20 protein-coding genes are annotated in these 21,027 nt (G+C 67.9%); 2 read left to right on the plus strand and 18 right to left on the minus strand.

Annotation, left to right across the window (positions count from 1 at the left end):
- Positions 1-93: 93 nt before the first annotated feature.
- The 4 genes from Q0263_RS16505 to Q0263_RS16520 all read right to left on the minus strand — a co-directional run bounded on the left by Q0263_RS16505 (position 94) and on the right by Q0263_RS16520 (position 5,052).
- Entirely contained in the window at positions 94-555 is a 462-nt protein-coding gene (locus Q0263_RS16505) for a barstar family protein (protein ID WP_298018621.1), read from the minus strand.
- Positions 552-1,766, minus strand: coding sequence for a patatin-like phospholipase family protein (locus tag Q0263_RS16510; protein WP_298018624.1), 1,215 nt, complete (start codon positions 1,764-1,766; stop codon positions 552-554). The genes Q0263_RS16505 and Q0263_RS16510 overlap by 4 nt, the downstream gene beginning before the upstream one ends.
- Positions 1,741-4,035, minus strand: a complete 2,295-nt coding sequence (locus tag Q0263_RS16515) for an NADP-dependent malic enzyme (RefSeq protein WP_298018627.1) — start codon at positions 4,033-4,035, stop codon at positions 1,741-1,743. Before Q0263_RS16515 ends, Q0263_RS16510 begins: the two co-directional genes overlap by 26 nt.
- 90 nt (positions 4,036-4,125) lie before the next feature.
- Entirely contained in the window at positions 4,126-5,052 is a 927-nt protein-coding gene (locus Q0263_RS16520; protein ID WP_298018630.1) for a hypothetical protein, read from the minus strand.
- A gap of 57 nt (positions 5,053-5,109) precedes the next feature.
- Here Q0263_RS16520 and Q0263_RS16525 point away from each other — a divergent pair, with 57 nt between their 5' ends.
- The gene (locus Q0263_RS16525; RefSeq protein WP_298018633.1) at positions 5,110-6,309 is read left to right on the plus strand and encodes a pyridoxal phosphate-dependent aminotransferase; all 1,200 of its coding nucleotides are present in this window, start codon (positions 5,110-5,112) and stop codon (positions 6,307-6,309) included.
- A 34-nt stretch (positions 6,310-6,343) separates the two neighbouring features.
- Here the strand turns inward: Q0263_RS16525 and Q0263_RS16530 are convergent, their stop codons facing one another.
- Positions 6,344-7,276 (minus strand): lytic transglycosylase domain-containing protein, encoded by a 933-nt coding sequence (locus tag Q0263_RS16530; RefSeq protein ID WP_298018636.1) that lies wholly within the window; start codon positions 7,274-7,276, stop codon positions 6,344-6,346.
- Positions 7,277-7,356: 80 nt separating this feature from the next.
- On the opposite strand from Q0263_RS16530, the gene ubiD reads away from it, so the two are divergent.
- Complete coding sequence (gene ubiD, locus Q0263_RS16535) at positions 7,357-8,904, plus strand: 4-hydroxy-3-polyprenylbenzoate decarboxylase (protein WP_298018639.1); 1,548 nt, start codon at positions 7,357-7,359, stop codon at positions 8,902-8,904.
- A gap of 57 nt (positions 8,905-8,961) precedes the next feature.
- Here the strand turns inward: ubiD and Q0263_RS16540 are convergent, their stop codons facing one another.
- From Q0263_RS16540 to Q0263_RS16600, 13 genes are all read right to left on the minus strand, one after another.
- Positions 8,962-9,303, minus strand: a complete 342-nt coding sequence (locus tag Q0263_RS16540) for a hypothetical protein (protein ID WP_298018642.1) — start codon at positions 9,301-9,303, stop codon at positions 8,962-8,964.
- Complete coding sequence (locus Q0263_RS16545) at positions 9,300-9,731, minus strand: phage holin family protein (RefSeq protein ID WP_298018645.1); 432 nt, start codon at positions 9,729-9,731, stop codon at positions 9,300-9,302. Before Q0263_RS16545 ends, Q0263_RS16540 begins: the two co-directional genes overlap by 4 nt.
- A 5-nt stretch (positions 9,732-9,736) precedes the next feature.
- Entirely contained in the window at positions 9,737-10,060 is a 324-nt protein-coding gene (locus Q0263_RS16550; protein WP_298018647.1) for a DUF883 family protein, read from the minus strand.
- A 118-nt stretch (positions 10,061-10,178) separates the two neighbouring features.
- Complete coding sequence (upp, locus tag Q0263_RS16555) at positions 10,179-10,817, minus strand: uracil phosphoribosyltransferase (protein ID WP_298018650.1); 639 nt, start codon at positions 10,815-10,817, stop codon at positions 10,179-10,181.
- A gap of 77 nt (positions 10,818-10,894) precedes the next feature.
- Positions 10,895-11,287: a RidA family protein gene (locus Q0263_RS16560; protein WP_298018653.1), complete on the minus strand. Its 393-nt coding sequence runs from the start codon at positions 11,285-11,287 to the stop codon at positions 10,895-10,897.
- A 68-nt stretch (positions 11,288-11,355) separates the two neighbouring features.
- A complete protein-coding gene (locus tag Q0263_RS16565) occupies positions 11,356-12,966 on the minus strand; it encodes an AMP-binding protein (RefSeq protein ID WP_298018656.1) in 1,611 nt (536 codons plus the stop codon).
- Between the two features lie 161 nt (positions 12,967-13,127).
- Positions 13,128-13,727 carry a MarR family transcriptional regulator gene (locus Q0263_RS16570; protein WP_298018659.1) on the minus strand — a complete coding sequence of 200 codons (600 nt, stop codon included), beginning with the start codon at positions 13,725-13,727 and terminating at the stop codon, positions 13,128-13,130.
- A gap of 93 nt (positions 13,728-13,820) precedes the next feature.
- On the minus strand, positions 13,821-14,594 hold the full coding sequence (locus Q0263_RS16575; protein ID WP_298018662.1) for an SDR family oxidoreductase: 774 nt from the start codon (positions 14,592-14,594) through the stop codon (positions 13,821-13,823).
- Between the two features lie 2 nt (positions 14,595-14,596).
- Entirely contained in the window at positions 14,597-16,195 is a 1,599-nt protein-coding gene (locus Q0263_RS16580) for an ATP-dependent acyl-CoA ligase (protein WP_298018664.1), read from the minus strand.
- On the minus strand, positions 16,185-16,916 hold the full coding sequence (locus Q0263_RS16585; protein ID WP_298018667.1) for an ABC transporter ATP-binding protein: 732 nt from the start codon (positions 16,914-16,916) through the stop codon (positions 16,185-16,187). The genes Q0263_RS16580 and Q0263_RS16585 overlap by 11 nt, the downstream gene beginning before the upstream one ends.
- Complete coding sequence (locus tag Q0263_RS16590; protein WP_298018670.1) at positions 16,913-18,709, minus strand: branched-chain amino acid ABC transporter ATP-binding protein/permease; 1,797 nt, start codon at positions 18,707-18,709, stop codon at positions 16,913-16,915. Before Q0263_RS16590 ends, Q0263_RS16585 begins: the two co-directional genes overlap by 4 nt.
- Positions 18,706-19,761 carry a branched-chain amino acid ABC transporter permease gene (locus Q0263_RS16595; RefSeq protein ID WP_298018672.1) on the minus strand — a complete coding sequence of 352 codons (1,056 nt, stop codon included), beginning with the start codon at positions 19,759-19,761 and terminating at the stop codon, positions 18,706-18,708. Before Q0263_RS16595 ends, Q0263_RS16590 begins: the two co-directional genes overlap by 4 nt.
- A gap of 61 nt (positions 19,762-19,822) precedes the next feature.
- A complete protein-coding gene (locus Q0263_RS16600) occupies positions 19,823-20,992 on the minus strand; it encodes an ABC transporter substrate-binding protein (RefSeq protein ID WP_298018674.1) in 1,170 nt (389 codons plus the stop codon).
- Between the last annotated feature and the right edge of the window lie 35 nt (positions 20,993-21,027).

A 21,027-nucleotide genomic window follows, 5' to 3' on the forward strand; every position in this document is an offset into this window, starting at 1 on the left:
CGGCCCCACGCTGCGCAGCCTGCGCCCGCTTGCTGCCCACCTCGCGGCCTGCATGCCGCTCGGATTCGCCAGGCGCCGTTTTCACATCAGGATTCAGTTTTCTTCGCGGCCGGAATACGGCGTGGGATCGACGCCCGGCTCGGGGGCGGGATGCGCCCCGGCGTGCTGGATCGCATAGGCGAACACGCGTTCGTTGTTCTGGCCGAATTCGACCACGTCGTCGCACACCGCGCGGATGGCCTGGGCATCGTCGGCCAGGGCCGGATCGCCCGAATGCAGGTGGCGGAACCACAGGAACAGCCCGGTCTTCTGGTCGCCGAGCGTGTCGCACAGGCAGTCGTACAGGGCATCCAGATTGCCGCCGAAGAATTCAGGATAGTCGATGGACTTCACCACCGCCCGCAAGACGGCGGAACGGCTGCGCGCGCGGTCGCAATCCACCACAAAAGCCGCCAGGCCGGCCTCGGCGGCCGCCGTCAGCGCATCCTGTTCGGACACAGCCTGGGCGTCGACGACTCCCTGGGCGAACATTTTGCCTATCTGGGCCTGACTCATGCGGGCCACTCCTTGAAAAAAGCGATGATTTCATCAGCACGGTTCATGCTATCCGCCCTGCCCAACGCAATCAGGTCCCGGGTGTAGCCTGCCTCGAACAGCAAATACGATGCCAGCGCACCGCCCGCGGCATCCGCCTTGCGAGGCGAAACCCCCAGCACCCGGAACAAGGTCTGCACGGCGCGCGGCAATTCATCGAGATGATCCAGCGCCATATCATCCAGCGAGCGGCTGGGGGCGACCATCAGGGTATGGATGGGCCGCAGTGACTCGCTTTTTAATCCATTTGCGGGGATTCGCGCAAGCAGCCCATTGATCCGCTCCATGCGTTCCATATCGACCGAGATGCCGTCCAGAAAAATATTGGACAGCGTATGGCCGGCGATCTGCGCCAGGCTGGGATAGGAAGGGCTGAGTTCGCGGATGCCGGGCTGCGTTTCGTCCTGGTAATTGGTGCCGATGACGAAGACCCGTTCCGCCCCCAGGTGGATCGCCGGACTGATGGGCGCCAGCTGACGCATCGAGCCGTCGCCGCACCACAGCGTCCGGTCGCCCATCAGAATCGCCCGCGCCGGAAAGACGAACGGGATGGCGCTGGACGCCAGCAGATGATCGACGCCGATGGGACAGGCCACCGCCCGGCGCAGGGTGCGCGTCCAGGGCAGGATGCTGCCTTCGTTCGCCTGGTAGAAGGTCAGGTGTTCCCCCGTCGTGTAGGCCGTGGCGGTGATGGCCAGGGCCTTCAGGTGCCCGCGATCCAGGTTGGTCTGCAGCCGGGAGAAGCTGAGCGTCCTGCCCAGCAGGCCCGCCAGAGGCTCGTTGTCCAGCAGGGAATGCGGGGCATGGCGGGCCAGCTGGGGGCGTATCCAGCCCAGGCCGAGCATGCCCAGCCACTGCAGGCCGGTGCGCATCAGGCGCGGGGCGTCCGAATAATAGATGTCGCGCGTATGCAGGGCCTGCCACAGGGCGCACAGGTGGTCGATGGCCCGATGCGGCTGGTGGGCGCGGCACGCCAGGGCGGCGGCGTTGATGGCGCCCGCCGAAGTTCCGCAGATGATGTCGAAAGGATTGCGGAACCGGGGATTGCCGCCGGGATCCAGCACCTGCAGGATCCCGGACAGCACACCGGCCTGGTAGGCGGCGCGGGCGCCGCCCCCGGTCATGACCAGGCCGATCTGCGGCCGATCAGGAGCGCCGCGGCTTATTGGCATCGACCACCGTCAGGGCCGCCATGTTGACGATCCGGCGCACGGTGGAACTGGACGTCAGGATATGCACCGGCGCATTGGCGCCCAGCAGGAAGGGCCCGACCGCCACGTTGCCGCCGGCGGCGGTCTTGAGCAGGTTGTAGGCGATGTTGCCTGCGTCGACGCTGGGGCAGATCAGCAGATTGGCCTCGCCCTGCAGCGTCGTGGACGGCAGGATGCGCTGGCGCAGCGCCGGGTCCAGGGCGCAGTCGCCGTGCATTTCCCCGTCGACTTCCAGGCCGGGATCGCGCTCGCGCACCAGATCCAGCGCCGCGCGCATCTTTTCGCCCGAGGACGAGCTGCCGGTGCCGAAGTTGGAACGCGACAGCAGGGCGACCTTGGGCTCGATGTTGAGGCGACGCATTTCCTCGGCCGCCATCAGGGTGATTTCGGCGATCTGGGCGGCATCCGGGTTGTCGTTGACGTGGGTGTCGGCCAGGGCGATGGTGCGCTCTTCGAGCAGCAGGATGTTCATCGCGGCGTAGGTCCGCGCGCCCGGCTGCTGGCCCAGCACTTCATCGATGAAGCGCAGGTGGTTGGCATAGGAACCCACGGTGCCGCAGATCATGCCGTCGGCGTCGCCCATGCGCACCATCATGGCGCCGATCAGCGTCAGGCGGCGGCGCATCTCGACGCGCGCCATTTCCTTGGTGATGCCGCGCCGGCACATCAGTTCCCAGTACGTGGTCCAGTAGTGATGGAAGCGCTCGTCGTGTTCGGGGTTGGTGACCTCGACGTCCTCGCCCAGGCGGATGCGCAGGCCGTATTTTTCGATGCGGGCCGCCAGCACGGCCGGCCGGCCGATCAGGATGGGCTTGGCCAGGCGTTCGTCGACCACGATCTGGACGGCGCGCAACACGCGTTCGTCTTCCCCTTCGGCGAAGACGATGCGGGATTTGCCGCCTTCGCGCACCATGGCGCGGGCCGCCGAGAACAGCGGTTTCATGAAGGCGCCGGAATGGTAGACGAACTGTTCCAGCTGGCCGGCATAGCCTTCCAGGTCGGCCAGCGGGCGCGTGGCCACGCCGTCTTCCATGGCGGCCTTGGCGACGGCCGGGGAAATGCGCACGATCAGGCGCGGATCGAAGGGCTTGGGAATGAAGTAGTTGGGGCCGAAGGACACGTCGTACAGGCCGTAGGCGGCCGCCACGACGTCGTTCTGCTCTTCCCGGGCCAGCTTGCAGATGGCCATGACGGCGGCTTTTTCCATGCCGCGCGTGATGGTCGTGGCGCCGACGTCCAGCGCCCCCCGGAAAATGTAGGGGAAGCACAGGACGTTGTTGACCTGATTGGGGAAATCGGACCGCCCGGTGGCGATGACGACGTCGTCGCGCGCGGCCATGGCGTCGGCCGGCAGGATTTCCGGATTGGGGTTGGCCAGCGCCAGCACCAGCGGGCGGGCGGCCATCTTCTTCACCATGTGGGGCTTGAGCACCCCGCCGGCCGACAGGCCCAGGAAGACGTCGGCGTCGCCGATGATGTCGTCCAGCGTGCGGGCGTCGGTCTTCTGCGCGAAGCGGGCCTTTTTCGGGTCCATCAGGACGGTGCGGCCCTCGTAGACCACGCCCTCGATGTCGGACACCCAGATGTGTTCCAGCGGCAGGCCCATGTCCATCATCAGTTCCAGGCAGCCCAGGGCGGCGGCGCCGGCGCCGGACACCACGACCTTGACCTTGGCGATGTCCTTGCCGACGACTTCCAGGCCGTTGATGAAGGCGGCCGTCACGCAGATGGCGGTGCCATGCTGGTCGTCGTGGAAAACCGGGATCTTCATGCGCTCGCGCAGCTTGCGCTCGACCTCGAAGCATTCCGGCGCCTTGATGTCTTCCAGATTGATGCCGCCGAAGGTGGGCTCCAGGCCGGCGATGATGTCCACCAGCTTGTCCGGATCCAGTTCGTTGATCTCGATGTCGAACACGTCCAGGCCGGAAAACTTCTTGAACAGCACGGCCTTGCCTTCCATGACGGGCTTGGATGCCAGGGCGCCGATGTTGCCCAGGCCCAGCACCGCCGTGCCGTTGGTGATCACGCCGACCAGATTGCCCCGCCCGGTATAGCGGAAGGCATTATGCGCATCGGCGACGATTTCCTCGCAGGCGGCCGCCACCCCCGGAGAATAGGCCAGCGCCAGATCCCGCTGGTTGGACAGCTGTTTGGTGGGAGTGACCGAGATTTTGCCGGGCCGGCCGTGCTCGTGATATTCGAGTGCCGCCGCGCGCAGGGATTCATCCATCGTGATGCCTTGATCGAGAGAGTGATATGAGGGGTGATGCCATTCTAGCCGCTTGCATGCGCCAGGGGTATGCCCCGGCCCGCATGCCGGTCATGCATCGGCGCCATGCCAGTGATCGAAGCGCTGCCCCTGCGCGGGGAAGAGCCCGTCGGGGTCGAACAGCGCCCGGACGGCCCGGTCGGCGGACTGCAAGGCGTCGCCCGGGCCGGGACGCTGGCCATACCGGGATTCGTAGGGCCGGTCGGCCGGTTCGCCCAGGCGTTCGTCGAAGACCAGCCATTCGACCCAGCCCAGCTCGCCGCCATGGCCCAGCAGCAGATGGGACAGGTTGAGCGTGCGCTCCGCCGCCGGACTGAGGGCGTCGAGCCGGTAGCGGGCGTCCCAGCATGTCCCCTGTCCCGCGTCCGCCGTCAGGCCGGCATTCAGTTCGAAAAGGCGCGGAATCATGGCCTGCACCCGCAGATTGTCCAGCGGCTTGCGGTTGTCCACCCCGAAAGCCCCCAGATTGGCCTGCGTGCCGTCGGCCAGCAGCACCAGGGCGTGCACCAGGCCGCTGGCGGCGGTCCGCCCGCGATCCCAGTCGCAGCCGCGGCGATCCGCCAGCCAGGCGGCCACGGTCAGATGAGGCGGCTGGTTGCGGAACTGCGGCAGGCCCGCGGATTCCAGTTCCCCGATCAGGCAGCCCGGCTGCACGAACCAGCGCGAGTCACCCGCCCCCAGCCGTTCGTGGCGGGACATGGCCGACCCCGGTTCCACCCACAGCACGGGCGCGTCGTCCTGCGGAGCGGACGAAGGGATGCCGTCCAGAGCCAGCGTGATGCCGTATTCGTGGCACAGGGTGCGCGCCTGGTAGACGTCCTGCATATGGCCCGGCACCAGCCGGGCGCTGCCGGCCGGCGTGGAAAAATCATAGACCTGCCCCTGGGCCGCCCGGCGCAGACGCGCCAGAAAGGCTTCCCAGGGAGAGCGTTCGGCACGGCGTCCGACCAGAAAGGCGCGGCGCGACGGTGACTGCATAGGGGCTCCTGGCCAAGGCTACAATTGACGTTTTACAGAATGCGGTAGAGATTCGTCATGGTCCGACTGGCCGACAGAACCGAACGCACGGTGCCATTCTACGCCGTGGAAGTGCTGAAACAGGCGCAGGCGCTGGCCGCCCAGGGCCGCGACATCATCAGCCTGGGGATCGGCGAACCGGACTTCACCGCGCCGGCCCGGGTGCTGGAAACCCTGAACCGGGCCGCCGACGCCGGCCTCAGCGGCTATACCGCGCCGGTCGGCATCCCCGCCCTGCGGGAATGCATCTCCCACTACTACGACACGCACTTCGGCGCCCGGGTGGATCCGGCCCGCATCCTGATCACCGGCGGCGCCTCCGGCGCGCTGCTGCTGGCCGCCCTGGCCCTGATCAACCCCGGCGACGAGGTCCTGATGCCGGATCCGTCCTACCCCGCCAACCAGAATTTCATCACCGCCGCCGGGGGCGCCACCCGGCTGATCCCCACCGACGCCGAACACCGCTTCCAGCTACGGCCGGAAGACATCGAAGCCCACTGGGGGCCGGCCACCCGAGGGGTGCTGATCGCGTCCCCCAGCAACCCCACCGGCACCTCCATGCCCCGCGAAGCCCTGCGGGCCCTGATCGCCGCCGTGCGCGCGCGGGGCGGCTTCGTCATCATGGACGAAATCTACCTGGGCCTGTACTACGACGAAGCGCCGCAAAGCGCCCTGACCCTGGACGACGATCTGGTGGTCATCAACAGCTTCTCCAAATACTTCCACATGACGGGCTGGCGGCTGGGCTGGCTGATGGCCCCGGCCGCTCTGATGCCGGCCATCGAACGCCTGGCCGCCAGCCTGGCCATCTGCGCCCCGGCGCTGGCCCAGCACGCGGCGCTCAGCTGCTTCGAGCCCGAAGTCATGCAGATCTACGAACGCCGGCGCCTGTCCTTCAAGGAACGGCGCGACTACCTGCTGCCGGAATTCGCGCGGCTGGGCCTGGACGTGCCCGCCGCCCCCGACGGCGCCTTCTACATCTTCGCCGACATCCGCGCCCAGGGCATGGACAGCTCGGAATTCTGCCGCCGCCTGCTGCACGAGGCCGGCGTGGCCGCCGTGCCGGGCCTGGATTTCGGCCAGGCCCACGCCAGCCGCACGGTGCGGTTTTCCTACGCCACGGGGCTGGATCGCTTGCGCGAGGCCGTCGCGCGGATGGAAGGATTTCTGGGAACGCTGAAGGCGCCGGCCGCGACGCACGCCCAGCCGCTGGCATAGCCGGTCCGCCTCGGGCGGCTTGCGCGCGGTTTTCTTAGTTCTTGCCGGGCGGAATGCCGGACGCCAGCGCGATGCGGCGCCGCTCGGCCAGCACGCTGGCGCCATAGCCCCCGTCGCTGGGGCCGGACGCCCCCACGTAGCAGGCCAGGCCGCCTTCGATCGAGCCGCGGCGGCGGATGCAGTCCGCCAGGATCTGCGCCCCGATGCGGATGTTCACCGACGGATTGAAGATGGAAGCCGGCCCGCCATGCGCCCGCAGCTTGTCGCGGTGCACCCGGCCCATGACCTGCATCAGGCCCTGCGCCCCGACCGCGCTTTCCACGAATGGGTTGTAGCGCGACTCGATGGCGATGACGGCCAGCAGCAGCTGCGGGTCCACCTTGCGTTCCTTGCCCACGGCGAAGGCCATGCGCACCAGCGCCCCGGCGACGCTGGAAGCGATGCGGTATTTGCGCGACAGGTAGCTGCGCAGGCCCTGGGCCTGGGCCGCCGTCACCCCGGGGATGGCCTGTTCGCCCATGCTGGCGGACAGCGCCTGCATGAAATCCAGGGCCCCTGCGGAGGCGGCGGGCGCCGCGACCTGCGGCTCGGGCTGATCGCTCGCGGCGGGCGCTTGTCCCGTCGCGGCGGCGGCATCGGCGGGCGGCGCCGTCGTCGTGGAGGCGTCCGGCGCGACGGCGGGCGCGGCGACGTCCGGCGCGGGCGGCTGGCCGTCGAGCGCCGGCGGCGCCCAGGCATAATCGGCATCGCCGCCGTAGCCCGCGTCGTCGGCCTGGAACATGGCGAGGACGACCTCGTGCAACTGCTGGGACTGCTGGCGCATGGACGGCAGCACCAGGCTCAATCCCAGCGTCGTCAACACGGCCAGCCCCAGGTAAATGGCGCTGACGTGAATGAATTCACCGACGGGGTGGAGCACGGCGCGCATGCCGTGCTGCAGGCGATCAGACAGCAACCCTGCAACCATGGATGCCTCCGGCAGCCGCGCGGGCGGGGGGAATGGTAATCTTTGGCACGACGACACTGTAACCTGATTGGCCATTTTCTGTGAAATACCGCGACCTCCGGGACTTCATCGCCCAGCTCGAACGCCAAGGACAACTGACCCGCGTCCGCCATCCGGTCTCCACGCAGCTGGAAATGACCGAGATCAGCGACCGCGTGCTGCGCGCCGGCGGCCCCGCCCTGCTGTTCGAACAGGCGCAGCATGGCGGGCGGACCAGCCCCATCCCGGTGCTGACCAATCTGTTCGGCACCCCGCAGCGGGTGGCCTGGGGCATGGGCGCGGACGACGTGTCGGCCCTGCGCGACACGGGCGAGCTGCTGGCGTCCCTGCGCGAACCCACGCCGCCCCACGGCATGCGCGACGCCTTGTCGAAGGTCGCCATGCTGAAATCCGCGCTCTGGGACATGAACCCGCGCCAGGTGCGCGGCGCCGCCTGCCAGGAAGTCGTGATCGAAGCCGACCAGGTCGATCTGAACGACTTGCCGCTGCAAAGCTGCTGGCCGGGCGACGTGGCGCCGCTGCTGACCTGGGGACTGGTGATCACGCGCGGCCCCAACGCCCGGCGCCAGAACCTGGGCATCTACCGCCAGCAGCTGATCGGCCGCAACAAGCTGATCATGCGCTGGCTGTCGCATCGCGGCGGGGCGCTGGATTTCCGCGACCATTGCCTGGCGCGCCCCGGGCAGCCGTTCCCCATCGCCGTGGCGCTGGGCACCGACCCGGCGACCCTGCTGGCGGCCGTCACCCCCATTCCCGACAGCCTGTCCGAATACCAGTTTGCGGGCCTGCTGCGCGGGTCGCGCACCGAACTGGCGGCCGCGCTGGGCAGCGACCTGCAGGTGCCCGCCCAGGCGGAAATCGTGCTGGAAGGCCACATCCTGCCGTCATCGGATCCCCGGGCGCTGGCCCCCGCCGCGCCCGACGGCGCGCCGCCGGCTCCCGACACCGGCTACGAGATGGCCCTGGAAGGCCCCTACGGGGACCACACGGGGTACTACAACGAACAGGACTGGTTCCCGGTCTTCACCGTCGAACGCATCACCCACCGGCGCCAGCCGATCTACCACAGCACCTACACCGGCAAGCCGCCCGACGAGCCGGCCGTGCTGGGCGTCGCCCTGAACGAGGTCTTCGTTCCGCTGCTCCGGCGCCAGTTCCCCGAAATCACGGACTTCTACCTGCCCCCGGAAGGCTGCAGCTACCGCCTGGCCGTGGTCTCGATCCGCAAGCAGTACCCCGGCCACGCCAAGCGCATCCTGTTCGGCCTGTGGAGCGTGCTGCGCCAGTTCATGTACACCAAGTTCATCGTGGTGGTCGACGAGGACATCGACGTGCGCAGCTGGCCCGAGGTCATCTGGGCCATGACGACCCGCATGGACCCCGTGCGCGACACCGTGCTGGTGGAAAACACGCCCATCGACTACCTGGATTTCGCCTCGCCGGTATCCGGCCTGGGCGGCAAGATGGGGCTGGACGCCACCAACAAGTGGCCCGGCGAAACCCAGCGCGAATGGGGACGTCCGATCAGCATGTCGGAGGACGTCAAGCAGCGGGTGGACGCCATGTGGGACCAGCTGGGGATTTCCTGATCCGCGTTCGTCAGGCGCGGGGCAGTCCGCAGGGACCGCCCCGTGTGTCCGGGCGCGTCACCGAGGCCCGTAACGCCGCCCCAGCCAGAGCAGCCCGGCCAGCAGCGCGGTTTTCAGGGCGAGACGGCGGCGTCCGCCGGAACTCAGCACCGAACCCAGCAAGGACCCCATCATGGGGTAGCGCCGCAAAATCCCCAGCCCCGAGCCCAGCCACCCCAGGCCCACCGCCCGCAGATGGTCGCCGGCCCGCGCCGCCAGCGCCTCGGGCTGCACGGCGCCCGCCAGACGGCAGGCGCTCCGGCGCACGGCCAGCCGCTGATAGCCCGCCTGCAGGCGCAGCAGCTCGATGCGCAGGCGGCGGTCCTGGATCGTGTTGTTTTCCTGATTGGGCGCCGTCATGGGATTTCTCCGGGGACGGCCGGCGACCGGGCCGGCTCGTCTTCATCCTCGCCATCCGCGGGCGACAGCCCGAACGCCCTGGCATCCTGGCGCAACACGTCCGCCGTCGCAGCAAACGGCGCCGGATCCTGCCGCAAGCGCTTGAGGAGCGTCGCGGCCAACCCCGCGCCCACGACGGCATACCCCAGGGCCAGCAGCCACAAGGCCAGGAAACGGTGTTCGGTCGGCCAGAAATACAGGGCCACGGTCAGGGTGGCCACCAGCAGGGCCAACAGGAGAAACACGGCCGCCGCCAGCAGCAGCGCCAGGCGTCCCAGCAGCCGGTCACGAACGTCCTGGGCCTCCAGGCCCAGGAGTTCCAGACGGGTGCCGAGCAGCGCGGCGCTGTGCGCGGCCAGGTCCGCCACTGCGCGGCCGAACGCGCCCATGGGCGTCAACGCCGCGACAGGAGGGCGCCCAGCAGCAAGCCGGCCACGCCCGCGATCCCCACGGCCTTCCAGGGATTGGCCTGAACGTATTCTTCGGTGTCGTGCACGACCTTGCGCCCCTGCTCGACCAGATTGGCCTGTGTTTCAGACAGCGCCGCGCGCCCCTGGTCCAGCGCCTGCAAGGCCCGGGCGCGCAGGTCGGCGGCCTTGTCGCCGGTGGCGTCGGCGGCCTCGCGCAGCAGCTTCTCGGCCTGGTCCAGGCTGGATTTCAGATCCTCGATCAGGGCGTCTCCGGCGGACTGGGTAGCAATTTGCTTGCGTGTAGCCATTCAAAACTCCTTGGATCAGGTCAGTGGAAACCCTATCCTACCTGATCATCCGGCATTCGGATGTCAAAAACTGTGTACATCTGCGGCAGATCAAACTGTTTTCATCCGCCAGGGCGCTTTATTCGGTCTTCTGCCGGGTGCCGAAAATGCGGTCGCCCGCATCGCCCAGGCCGGGAATGATGTAGCCGTCCTGGTTCAGGTGGTCGTCGATGGACGCGGTATAGATATGCACGTCCGGATGGGCGCGCTCCACGGCCGCGATGCCCTCGGGGGCCGCGACCAGCACCAGGGCGCGGACGTTGCGGCTGCCGGCCTGCTTCAGCATGTCGATGGCGGCCACCATGGAACCGCCCGTGGCCAGCATGGGATCGACGATCAGCGCCAGGCGCTGGTCCAGCTGCCCCACCAGCCTTTCCAGATAGGGCTGCGCCTGCAAGGTTTCCTCGTTGCGGGCAATGCCCACGGCGCTGACCTTGGCGCCCGGGATCAGGCTGAGCACGCCATCGAGCATGCCGATGCCGGCCCGCAGGATGGGCACCACCGTGACTTTCTTGCCCGCCAGCTTTTCCACGTCCAGTTCGCCCGCCCAACCCGTGATGCGCGCGGGTTCTAGGGGCAGGTCCTTGGTGGCCTCGTAGGTCAGCAGCGAGCCGATTTCCTGGGCCATTTCACGGAAATTCTTGGTGCTGAGATCCGCCCGGCGCATCAGTCCGAGCTTGTGGCGGATCAGGGGGTGGCGGATTTCGTGGATAGGCATGGCGGCTCGGTCGGCGTAGAGGTGGTGGCCTGCAGTGTACCGCCTCTGCCAACGGCCACGCATCCCCCGCCGCCGGATCAGTCCGGAATCACGGCCGTAACTTCGATCTCGACCTTGGCGCGGTCTTCGATCAGGGCGGCGACCTGCACCGCCGTCATCGCGGCATTGAAGCTGCCGATCAACTCGCGAAAGGCCTTGCCGATTTCGGGATAGGCCGCCACGTATTCCCGCTTGTCCGTCACGTACCAGGTCATGCGCACGATATGTTCGGGCTTGGCGCCGCCTTCGGCCAGCACCTCGACGATGTTCTGCAGCGCCTGGCGCACCTGGCCCGCCATGTCGTCCGCATGAAACACCCCGTGGGCATCCCAGCCGATCATGCCGGCCACGAAGATCTGGCGGCCGCGCACCGTCACGCCATTGGCGTATCCCTTGGGCCGGGGCCAACCCGGGGGAAGCAAGACTTGCATGGGGAAATCCTCCATCAATCAACAAGGTTCAGGTCGACGGACGGGCCGTTCCCGGCCTGTCCGGTTTCTCAGGCGGTTTCGTGCAGCTTGAAGCGCTGCAGCTTGCCCGTCTGGGTGCGCGGCAGGGATTCCACGAAATCCAGGGCGCGCGGATACTTGTAGGGGGCGATGCTGGCCTTGACGAAATCCTGCAGGGTTTTCTTCATGTCTTCCCCCGCCACATTGCCCGGCCGCAGCACGACGAAGGCCTTGACCAGCTGGCCGCGATCCGGGTCGGGCACGCCGATGACCGCGCATTCCGCCACGGCCGGGTGCTGCATCAGGGCGTCCTCGACGTCCGGCGCGGCGATGTTGTAACCCGAGGAAATGATCATGTCGTCCGTGCGGGCCTGATAGTGGAAATAGCCGTCGTCATCCATCAGATAGGCGTCGCCCGTCAGGTTCCAGCCGTTCTGGACGTATTTCTTCTGCCGCTCGTCGGCCAGGTAGCGGCAGCCGGTGGGGCCCTTCACGGCCAGCTTGCCGACCGTCCCCGGCGGCAGTTCGCGTCCCTGGTCGTCGACGACGCGGGCGAGATAGCCGGGCACGGGCTTGCCCGTCGCCCCCGGGCGCGCATTGCTTTCGTCGTGGGAAATGAAGATGTGCAGCATTTCGGTGGCGCCGATGCCGTCGATCAATTCGATGCCGGTCGCTTCCTTCCACAAGGCCCGGGTCGAGGCGGACAGGGCTTCCCCGGCCGACACGCACTTGCGCAGGGCGGTCTGGCGCAGTTCCGCGCCCCGGACGGCCATCGCCCGATAGGACGTGGGCGCCGTGAACACCACCGTGGCGCCGAAATCCCGGATGGCCTCGAAGAGCTGCGGCGGCCCCGCCTTTTCCAGCAGCACCACGGAAGCCCCCGCGTGAAGTGGAAACAGCAGCGATCCTCCCAGCCCGAACGTGAAGGCCAGCGGCGGGCTGCCGATGAACACGTCATCGGCGGTGGCGCGCAGCATGTGTTCGGGCCAGCAATGGCAGATCGACATCACGTCGCGATGGAAATGCATGGTCGCCTTGGGGATGCCCGTCGTGCCGGAGGTGAAGCCGAAGATGCAGGTGTCGTCCGCGGCGGTATCCACGTTCTCGAACACGGCGGGCATCCGGCGCATGGCCGATTCCAGGGAATCTTCTCCATCGGCCTGGAAATACTTCACATGGCGCAGGCCGGGGCTGGCCTGCGCGGCCAGTTCCATTTCCTCGGACAGGGCCGCGTCGCACAGGGCGTGGGACACCTGGCCGATCTCCAGGATGGATTTCAGTTCTTTGGCCCGCAGCAGCGGCATGGTCACCACCGCGATCCCGCCGACCTTCATGACGGCGAACCAGCAGGCCGCCAGCATGGGATTGTTGGCCGCGCGCAGCAGGACGCGATTGCCGGGCACCAGCCCCATGTCGCGCACCAGGACGTGGGCGATGCGATTGGCCTTGTCCAGCAGGTCCGCGTAGGTCCAGGCGACGCCCGGGGCCCGGATGCAGACGCGGTCGCCGCGGCCCTCGCGCACGTGGCGATCCAGCAGTTCCGTCGCGCAGTTCAGGCGCTCGGGATAGTGCAGGGCCGGCAGATCGAACAGGAATTCCGGCTGCTGATCCGAAGGCGGAAGGTTGTCTCTGGCAAAAGTGTCCAGATGCGCGCTGTACATGTCGTCGTCCCCTGTGCCGGCGCACGGCCGTCGTTGACCGCGATGCGTCGCAATTTAATTTACTTGCTATTAATTTAGGAATAAATTAAATCAATGTCAATCAGTAAAAGCCTGACGGCCGGGCTGCATGCGTTGTTTGGCCCTTCCGGCCGGGGCGCGGGCTATCGGGACGCGGCGCGCTTTTTCTTCGGCGCGGCGGGCGGTTCCGCGACCGCCTGGTATTGCGCCAGATGCACGCGCAGCCGCCCCAGGTGCTCGTACAGGGCTTCCTTGCTGGCCTGCGGCACTTCCGCGAACATCTCCATCAGCCAGCGTTCGTGTTCGGCCGCCATGGCGGCGAATTCGGCGCGGCCTTTCTTCGTCAGGCTCACCAGCCAGGAGCGCCGGTCATCGGGGTCTTCGGTGCGCCGCACCAAGCCGTCCTTCACCAACTGATCCGTCAGGCCGGTCACGTTGCCGCCGGTCACCATGAGGTTGCGCGACAGGATGCTCATGCGCAAGCCGTCCACGTGCCGGTCCAGCTGGGCAAGATAATCGAAGCGCGGCAGGGAAGTCGCGAAATGCACCCGGAGCAGCTGACGGATGTGCTGCTCGATCTGCGTGGAGCACGCCAGCAGCCGCAGCCACACCCGGGTATCCAGGTGATCGCCCATCTGCGCGCGCGCTTCCAGGCCTATGTGCTCTTCGCCCAGGGACTGCACCAGGCGAAAATGCTCGGCTTGGCTCGTCTTCACTTGTCGCTCTCCTTCTTGTGTCTGCATGACCGTGTTTCCACCCGCTGCCGGGCGGACCCGCCGTCACAGCGCTTCCACTTATTTTAATAATGAAATAAAAACCCTGCCTTCTTGACCCTATCAGCGCATCAGGCGACCGCCATTGATGTCCAGGCAGGCGCCGGTGATGTAAGCCCCCGAGGCGCCGGCCAGAAACACGGCGGCGCCCGCCACTTCCTGAGGCGCGCCGAAACGCGTCAGGGGAATGCTGCCGAGCAGAGTGCGTTGAGTGTCGGGATCCAGGCGGTCCAGAGCCGGGCTACGCACAGTGGCCGGCGCCAGCGCGTTCACCGTCACATCGTCACCGGCCAGTTCCAGCGCGAAGGAGCGGGTCAGCGCCAGAATGCCCGCCTTGGACGCCGCATAATGCGCTCCAGTCGCGCGGCTGGCCTGCTGCCCCGCCAGAGACGCCATATTGATGATACGGCCCCCTCGTCCGTGCGCGCGCATGTGTTCGCCCGCCGCCCGGCATCCCAGAAAGACGCCGCGCAGATTCACCGCCATGACATCGTCCCACTCGGCCACGGAGATGTCCCACAGCGAGGTCGAGGGCGTCCGGGCGGCATTATTGACCAGGACATCCACATAGCCCCGCGCGCCGGCGGCTTCTTCCAGCATCCGGCGCCACTCGGCCTCGTCCCGGACGTCGGCCATGATCGCGCCGATCTCCAGGCCTTGCGCCCGGAGCCCGTCCGCGACCGCGCGCACCGCCGGATCCACATCCGCGAGCCAGACGCAGGCGCCCGCCCGTGCCATGGCTTCTCCGATCGCCGCGCCCAGGCCCTGCGCCGCCCCGGTGACGAGGGCGACGCGCCCGCTCAGTTCCTCGCCCCGCGCGGCGGCGTTCGTCCGCATGGCTAAGACCCCGGCCGCCGGCGTTCCTGGGGGCGTTCCCAGGTGGACGGCCCGACGCCGCGCTCGCGGAGCCGGTACTTCTGGATCTTGCCGTTTTCCGTGCGAGGAAGCTCGTCCAGGATGTCGATGTAGCGGGGAATGGCGAACCGCTGCAAGCGGAGTTCGCACCATTCGATGAGCGCGGCCGGCTCCAGCCGCGCGCCGGCCTGCAGCACCAGCGCGGCCATGACCTCGTCCTCGGCCAGCTCCGAGCGCACCGGATAGACGGCCACCGTGGCCACATCGGGATGGCTGAGCAGCACTTGCTCGACCTCGTAGGACGAAATGTTCTCGCCCCGGCGGCGGATGGCGTCCTTGATGCGGTCCACGAAGCGGATCGCGCCGTCGGCCTCGCGCACCACCCGGTCGCCGGTATGAAACCACAGGTTGCGCCAGGCCTCCAGCGTCTTCTCGGGCATCTGGAAGTAGCCGCCGGAAAACGCATGGGGTTCCTGAGCGCGCAGGAGCAGTTCGCCGGCCTCGCCGGGCGGGACTTCCACATCGTCTTCGTCGGCGACCCGCGCCTCGAAGCCGGGCAGCAACCAGCCCATCGTGCCCCGCCGGGGGTTTTCCGGCGTGCTGGCCAGGACGAAATTCGTCTCCGTGGAACCATAGCCTTCCAGCAGCAGCACGCCCGTGCGCGCCTGGAATTCTTCCGCGGCGCCGGCCGGCACTCCCGGCCCCAGTCCGATCCGCACCCGGTGATCCCGTTCCGCCGGGCCTTCGGGCTGGGCCAGCAGGATCGGCACCATGGCGCCCAGCAGATACACGACGGTGGCGCCATGCTCCCGCATGGACGACCAGAAGCGCGATGCGGAGAACCGTCCTTCGAACACGGCCTGGCAGCCTGCCAGCGCCGCCTGCGCATAGGTGTTCAGCGCATTGATGTGAAACAGCGGCAGCGTCGTGCACAGGACGTCTTCCGCCCGCACGCCCAGCACCGTCAACGAATTCACGCCCCACCAGTAGTACTGCGCGTGGGAGCACAGTACGCCCTTGGACGGCCCCGTCGTTCCGGAGGTGTAGAGGATGGCCAGGGCGTCTCCCGGCCCCACCGGCGCCGCCTCCACCGGGTCGCCCGCGTCCGGCCACGGCAGCACGGCGGGCGGCCAGGACGGGTCGGCATGGACAGGCGTTCCGTCCTCGAGCACGCAAACGGCCTGCAAGGAAGTCGCGCTCCAGTCCACCAGAGCCAGCCGCGGCAGGTACTGGGCTTCCACCACCAGCAGGCGGGCGCGGCTGTTGGCCAGGAAATACTCGATCTGCGGCCCTTGGGACGCGGTATTGATGGGCACCGAGACCGCCCCCATCCAGCCGCACGCGAGGAAGACTTCCAGGAACTCGGGCCGATTGCCGCTCATGACGGCCACGCTGTCGCCCCGCCCCACCCCCAGCGCCTGCAGCGCGCCCGCCCGACGGGCGGCGACACCGGCGACTTCATCGTGGGACCAGCGCCGGCCGCCCAGCTTGACGGCGGGACGGCCGCCGAAGCGTTCCGCCTGCAGACGCAGCATGTGAGGCAGCGTCCGCCGGGCCGGCGGCAGGCGGGCCTCAGTCGTCATCGCTGCCCCCGCCCAGGTAGGTCGCCTGCACGCGCTCGTCGCACGCCAGGGCGGCCGAATCGCCTTCCAGGGCGATCTCCCCCGTTTCCAGCACATACCCGTGGTCCGAGCTTTCCAGCGCGGCCCGGGCGTTCTGTTCCACCAGCAGGATCGACACCCCATCGTCGCGCAGGCTGCGCACGATGGCCAGGATCTCCTGCACGATCAGGGGCGCCAGGCCCAGGCTGGGCTCGTCCAGCATCAACAGGCGCGGCTGCGACATCAGGGCGCGCCCCACGGCCAGCATCTGGCGCTCGCCTCCCGACAGCGTGCCCGCATGCTGCGCGCGGCGTTCGGCCAGCCTGGGGAAGCGATCGTAGATGGAGTCCAGCCGCCGGCGCATTTCCTCTGAACGCAGGCGCTTGGAATACGCTCCGAGGCGCAGATTGTCGAGCACCGACAATTCGCCGAACAATTCACGCCTTTCCGGCACCAGGCACAGGCCGCGCTCCACCCGGGCCTCCACGTCCAGGAGGTGCAGGTCCTGCCCCTCGAAGCGCAACGCGCCCTTGGACGGCAGCAGTCCCATGGCCGCCGCCAGCAAGGTCGTCTTGCCCGCGCCATTGGGGCCGATGACCGAAACGATCTGCCCCGGCTCCAGGGTCAGGGATACTCCGCGCACGGCCTCCACCTGCCCGTACGCCACGTGCAGGCCGCCGATTTCCAGCATGGGGCCGCTCATGCCGCGCCCCCCAGGTACGCCGCCTGGACCCGTTCGTCGGCCCGGACCACGGCGGGCACGCCCTCGATCAGCTTGGAGCCGAAGTTCATCACCACCAGCCGGTCGACCAGCTTCATCACAAAATCCATGTCATGCTCCACGATCAGGATCGTCACGCCGTCGGCGCGCAATTTGCGCAGCAGGTCGCCCAGATCCACTTTTTCCTTGCGCCGCAGGCCGGCCGCCGGCTCGTCCAGCACCAGCAGCACCGGATCGGCCGCCAGGGCCCGCGCGATCTCCAGGATGCGCTGCGTTCCCAGGGGCAGGCTGCCCGCCATCTCATGCGCCCGGTCGGCCAAGCCGATGCGCTCCAGCTGGCGCATGGCCTCCAGCCGGATCTGCTGTTCCTCCTGCCGGTTCAGGCGCAGGCCGGCCTGCAGCATCCCGGCCCGCACCCGGGCATGGGCGCCCAGGGCGACGTTGTCGAGCAGGTTCATGTGCGGGCGCAGCTTCACGTGCTGGAACGTCCGCGCCAGCCCCAGGCGCGCCACGTCCAGCTGACGCATGGACGAAATGTCGCGGCCCAGGAAATCCACCTTGCCGCTGCTCATGGGCAGGGTGCGGGTCAGCAGATTGAACATGGTGGACTTGCCCGCCCCGTTGGGCCCGATCAGGCCCAGGATCTCCCCGGCCTGGACGTCGAAGCTGACGTCGTTGACCGCCACCAGCCCGCCGAAGCGCTTGACGGCGCTCTGGACCGACAGGATCCGCGAGCCTTTTTCAGGTTTGGGGCGCTCGGGCAGCGGCGTGACGCCCGGGCCAACGTCCAGCGGCTGCGAGGACTGCGGCCGGGCATGCGCGCGGCGGCGCCACCAGCGCAGGACGAATCCCATCAGGCCGCTGCGCGCGAAGTGCAGCAGCAGGATGAACAGCAGGGCGAAGGCGATCGCATCGAGCTGCCCGGCCTGGTCCGTCAGCAGCGGCAGCACGTCCTGCAAGGCGTTCTTCAGCACCAGGACCACGCCCGAACCCACCAGCGCGCCCAGCAGGCTGCCCAGGCCGCCGGCCACCGCCATCAACAGATATTCGATGCTGGCATGCACGTCGAACGGGGACGGGCTGACGAAACGGTTCATGTGCGCGTACAGCCAGCCCGCGATGCCCGCCAGCAGGGCCGCGATCACGAACAGCGACAGCCGGATCCTATAGGCGTCGGCGCCCACGCTGGCCAGCAGGGTGGAGCCTCCCCGCAGGCCGCGGATGGCCCGGCCCGGGCGGGAATTGAGCAGGTTGCGGCTGAACAGGAATGCCAGCCCCACGATCACCCAGACCAGGTAATACATGTGGTGGGGATCGATCAGCGACCAGGAGCCGATGGAGATGGCCGGAATGTTGGACAAGCCTGTATGCCGGCCCAGGCCCTCGATGTTCCCGAACAGCATGGCGATGGACAAGCCCCACGCGATCGTGGACAGGGCCAGGAAATGCCCGCCCAGCCGCAGCGTGAGCATGCCGATCACCAGGGCCGACAGGCCGGTCAGCAGCAAGGCGAACACCAGCCCCGCCCAAGGCGACATGCCCTGGGCCGTGGTCAACCAGGCGCTGGCGTAGGCGGCGATGCCCACGAACGCCGCCTGCCCGAAGGAGATCGCGCCTCCCACGCCGGTCAGCAGGATCAGGCCCAGGGCCACCAGGGCGCTGATGCCGATTTCATTGAGCAGGGAGACGGTGAAGTTCCCGGCGGGCACAGGGGCCAGCGCGATGATGACGACCAGGGCGGCGACCCAGCGCGTCGATGTGCTGATGCGGCTCATTGGTCGATCTCCTCGATTTCTTCTTCCTGGTTCTTGGCCATGTACGATCGCATCATCAGGACCGGGATCAAGAGGCTGAAGACGATGGCGTCCTTGAGCGCGCCGCTCCAGAAGGAGGCGAAGCTCTCGAAGATGCCGACCGCCAGCGCCCCCAGGGCGGTGGCCGGGTAGCTCACCAGGCCGCCGATGATGGCCGCCACGAAAGCCTTGAGGCCGATGATGAAGCCCGAGTCGTAGTACATGGTCGTCACCGGCGCGATCAGCACGCCGATGAAGCCGCCCAGCAGGGATGCGCATCCATAGGCCAGCATGGCGGTGCGGGCCGGGCGGATGCCCACCAGCCGCGCGCCCACCCGGTTGATGGCCGTGGCGCGCAGGGCCTTGCCCATCGACGTTCGTTCGAACACCAGGAAAAACAGGCCGCTGACGATGATGGCCACGCCCACCATCAGCACCACCTGGCCGCTGACCGTGAACCCGTCGGCCAGCGTCAGGGATCCGCTTGCCAGGGGGCTGGTGCGCGAGCCTTCGGGACCGAAGAACAGCAGGCCTAGGCCGGACAGGAGGAATTCCAGCGCCAGGGCCACGATCAGCAGGACCAGGACCGATGCGTCCGCGATGGGCTGGAAAACCACGCGCGCCAGCAGCGGTCCGATCGGCACGACCAGCAGGATCGAGACGGCGACCTGAATGGCCGCGGGCGCCCCCTGGTGGGCCACCATCCAGGCCATCGCGCACGGCACCAGCGGCAGAATGCCCCAGACCAGCACCGCCTTGGGGGCGTGCCGGAATTCCCGCCGGCGCGCCAGGCTGCCCAATTCGGTCAGCAAGGCGATCAGCGCCAGGAAGGCCACCAATCCTATCGTCGGCGGCACGCGGCCGGTTTCGAAAGCCGCCAGGCTCAGGGCCGCGAAGACGGCAATGTCGCCGAAGGGCACGAACACCACCCGGGTCACGGAGAAAATCAGTACCAAACCCAGGCCGGCCAACAGATAAATGGCTCCGTTGGCCAGTCCGTCCACCCCCAGGATCAGGGCAATGTCCCATGTCATGATTGAGCAATCCTTCGGTTAGTCTTCAACATCATGGCGTTCACTCCATGGCGGCCGGCCATCAGGGGGCCAGCTTCCAGCGGCCGTCCTGCAATTCGACGATCACACGGGCCCGCGCGTCCACGCCGGTCAGTTCCCCGGGCTTCAGGTTGTAGACGCCGTGGGTGCCGACCAGCTCTTTGGTTGAGAAAATGGCGTCGCGCAAGGCGGTGCGGAAAGCCGGCGTGCCGGGTTCGGCCCCCGTCTTGTCCATGGCCCGGCGCGCCGCGTCGAGAAACACGAGCCAGCCATCGAAGGCATACGCTGAGAAGGCGTCGGTGGTGGGCTCGTGATTGACCTTCTGGTAGATGTCGCGGAATTCGAGAGCGATCTTCTTGGTCGGATAGTCGTCGGGCAATTGTTCGGCGACGATCACCGGTCCCGTCGGCATGATGGCGCCATTGCCGGCGGCCCCCACGACCCGGACGAAGTCGGCGTTGATCAGGCCGTGCTGGCCATAGACCTTGCCCCGATAGCCTCGTTCGGCCAGCGCCAGGAACGGCAGGGCGCCGGGCGTGCCCGCGCCGCCGGTCATCACGGCATCCGGACGCTTGGACAGCAGGCGCAGGACCTGCCCCATCACGGAGGCATCCGAACGCGCGTAGCGCTCGTCATCCACCACCTGGATGCCGGCCTTGCCGCTGGCCTTCGCCAGGGCGTCGTGGACCAGATCGCCCCAGGCATCGGAGAAGCCGATATAGCCCACCGTCTTGACGCCGTCCTTGCTCATGCGATCCACCACCGCATCGACCATGAGCTGGGTCGGCTGGGCAACCGTCATCACCCAGGGATTCTTGGCCGGATCCACCGAGATGGGCGTCACCCCGATCATGGGCACTCCGGCGTCACGGCCCACCTGCGCCATGGCGATGGCCGAAGGCACGCCCGACGTGCCGATCAGCACGTCCACCTTGTCCTCGTTCACCAGCTTGCGGGCATTGCGCCCCGCCGTGGAGGGATCCGAGCCGTCGTCGAGCACGATGAGCTGTATCTTGCGGCCCTCCACCTGGTCCTGGTAGGCCAGCCCGGCCTTCAGCCCCTTGGAATAAGGCACGCCGATGGACGAATTCGGCCCCGACAGGGAAACGCTCAACCCGACTTTCAGGTCCCGGGCCTGCGCCGTCAGGCACGGAACAGACACCAGGGAAGCGACGGCCAGCCCGCAGCCAATCAGATGCTTTATGTTCTTCATGATCCGTCTCCGGTAATTTTGTCTCTCGACACGCG

The sequence above is a fragment of the uncultured Castellaniella sp. genome (genome assembly GCF_937988725.1).
Lineage (GTDB): Bacteria > Pseudomonadota > Gammaproteobacteria > Burkholderiales > Burkholderiaceae_B > Castellaniella.

Bases quoted from the DNA above. Each gene is read 5' to 3' on its own strand.
- Q0263_RS16565 (WP_298018656.1), bottom strand. From the start codon at position 12,966: ATGTACAGCGCGCATCTGGACACTTTTGCCAGAGACAACCTTCCGCCT.
- Q0263_RS16540 (WP_298018642.1), bottom strand. From the start codon at position 9,303: ATGACGGCGCCCAATCAGGAAAACAACACGATCCAGGACCGCCGCCTG.
- Q0263_RS16550 (WP_298018647.1), bottom strand. From the start codon at position 10,060: ATGGCTACACGCAAGCAAATTGCTACCCAGTCCGCCGGAGACGCCCTG.
- Q0263_RS16570 (WP_298018659.1), bottom strand. From the start codon at position 13,727: ATGCAGACACAAGAAGGAGAGCGACAAGTGAAGACGAGCCAAGCCGAG.
- Q0263_RS16600 (WP_298018674.1), bottom strand. From the start codon at position 20,992: ATGAAGAACATAAAGCATCTGATTGGCTGCGGGCTGGCCGTCGCTTCC.
- Q0263_RS16545 (WP_298018645.1), bottom strand. From the start codon at position 9,731: ATGGGCGCGTTCGGCCGCGCAGTGGCGGACCTGGCCGCGCACAGCGCC.
- Q0263_RS16505 (WP_298018621.1), bottom strand. From the start codon at position 555: ATGAGTCAGGCCCAGATAGGCAAAATGTTCGCCCAGGGAGTCGTCGAC.
- Q0263_RS16595 (WP_298018672.1), bottom strand. From the start codon at position 19,761: ATGACATGGGACATTGCCCTGATCCTGGGGGTGGACGGACTGGCCAAC.
- upp (WP_298018650.1), bottom strand. From the start codon at position 10,817: ATGCCTATCCACGAAATCCGCCACCCCCTGATCCGCCACAAGCTCGGA.
- Q0263_RS16515 (WP_298018627.1), bottom strand. From the start codon at position 4,035: ATGGATGAATCCCTGCGCGCGGCGGCACTCGAATATCACGAGCACGGC.
- Q0263_RS16590 (WP_298018670.1), bottom strand. From the start codon at position 18,709: ATGAGCCGCATCAGCACATCGACGCGCTGGGTCGCCGCCCTGGTCGTC.
- Q0263_RS16510 (WP_298018624.1), bottom strand. From the start codon at position 1,766: ATGCCAATAAGCCGCGGCGCTCCTGATCGGCCGCAGATCGGCCTGGTC.
- Q0263_RS16530 (WP_298018636.1), bottom strand. From the start codon at position 7,276: ATGGTTGCAGGGTTGCTGTCTGATCGCCTGCAGCACGGCATGCGCGCC.
- Q0263_RS16575 (WP_298018662.1), bottom strand. From the start codon at position 14,594: ATGCGGACGAACGCCGCCGCGCGGGGCGAGGAACTGAGCGGGCGCGTC.
- Q0263_RS16560 (WP_298018653.1), bottom strand. From the start codon at position 11,287: ATGCAAGTCTTGCTTCCCCCGGGTTGGCCCCGGCCCAAGGGATACGCC.
- Q0263_RS16580 (WP_298018664.1), bottom strand. From the start codon at position 16,195: ATGACGACTGAGGCCCGCCTGCCGCCGGCCCGGCGGACGCTGCCTCAC.
- Q0263_RS16520 (WP_298018630.1), bottom strand. From the start codon at position 5,052: ATGCAGTCACCGTCGCGCCGCGCCTTTCTGGTCGGACGCCGTGCCGAA.
- Q0263_RS16525 (WP_298018633.1), top strand. From the start codon at position 5,110: ATGGTCCGACTGGCCGACAGAACCGAACGCACGGTGCCATTCTACGCC.
- Q0263_RS16585 (WP_298018667.1), bottom strand. From the start codon at position 16,916: ATGAGCGGCCCCATGCTGGAAATCGGCGGCCTGCACGTGGCGTACGGG.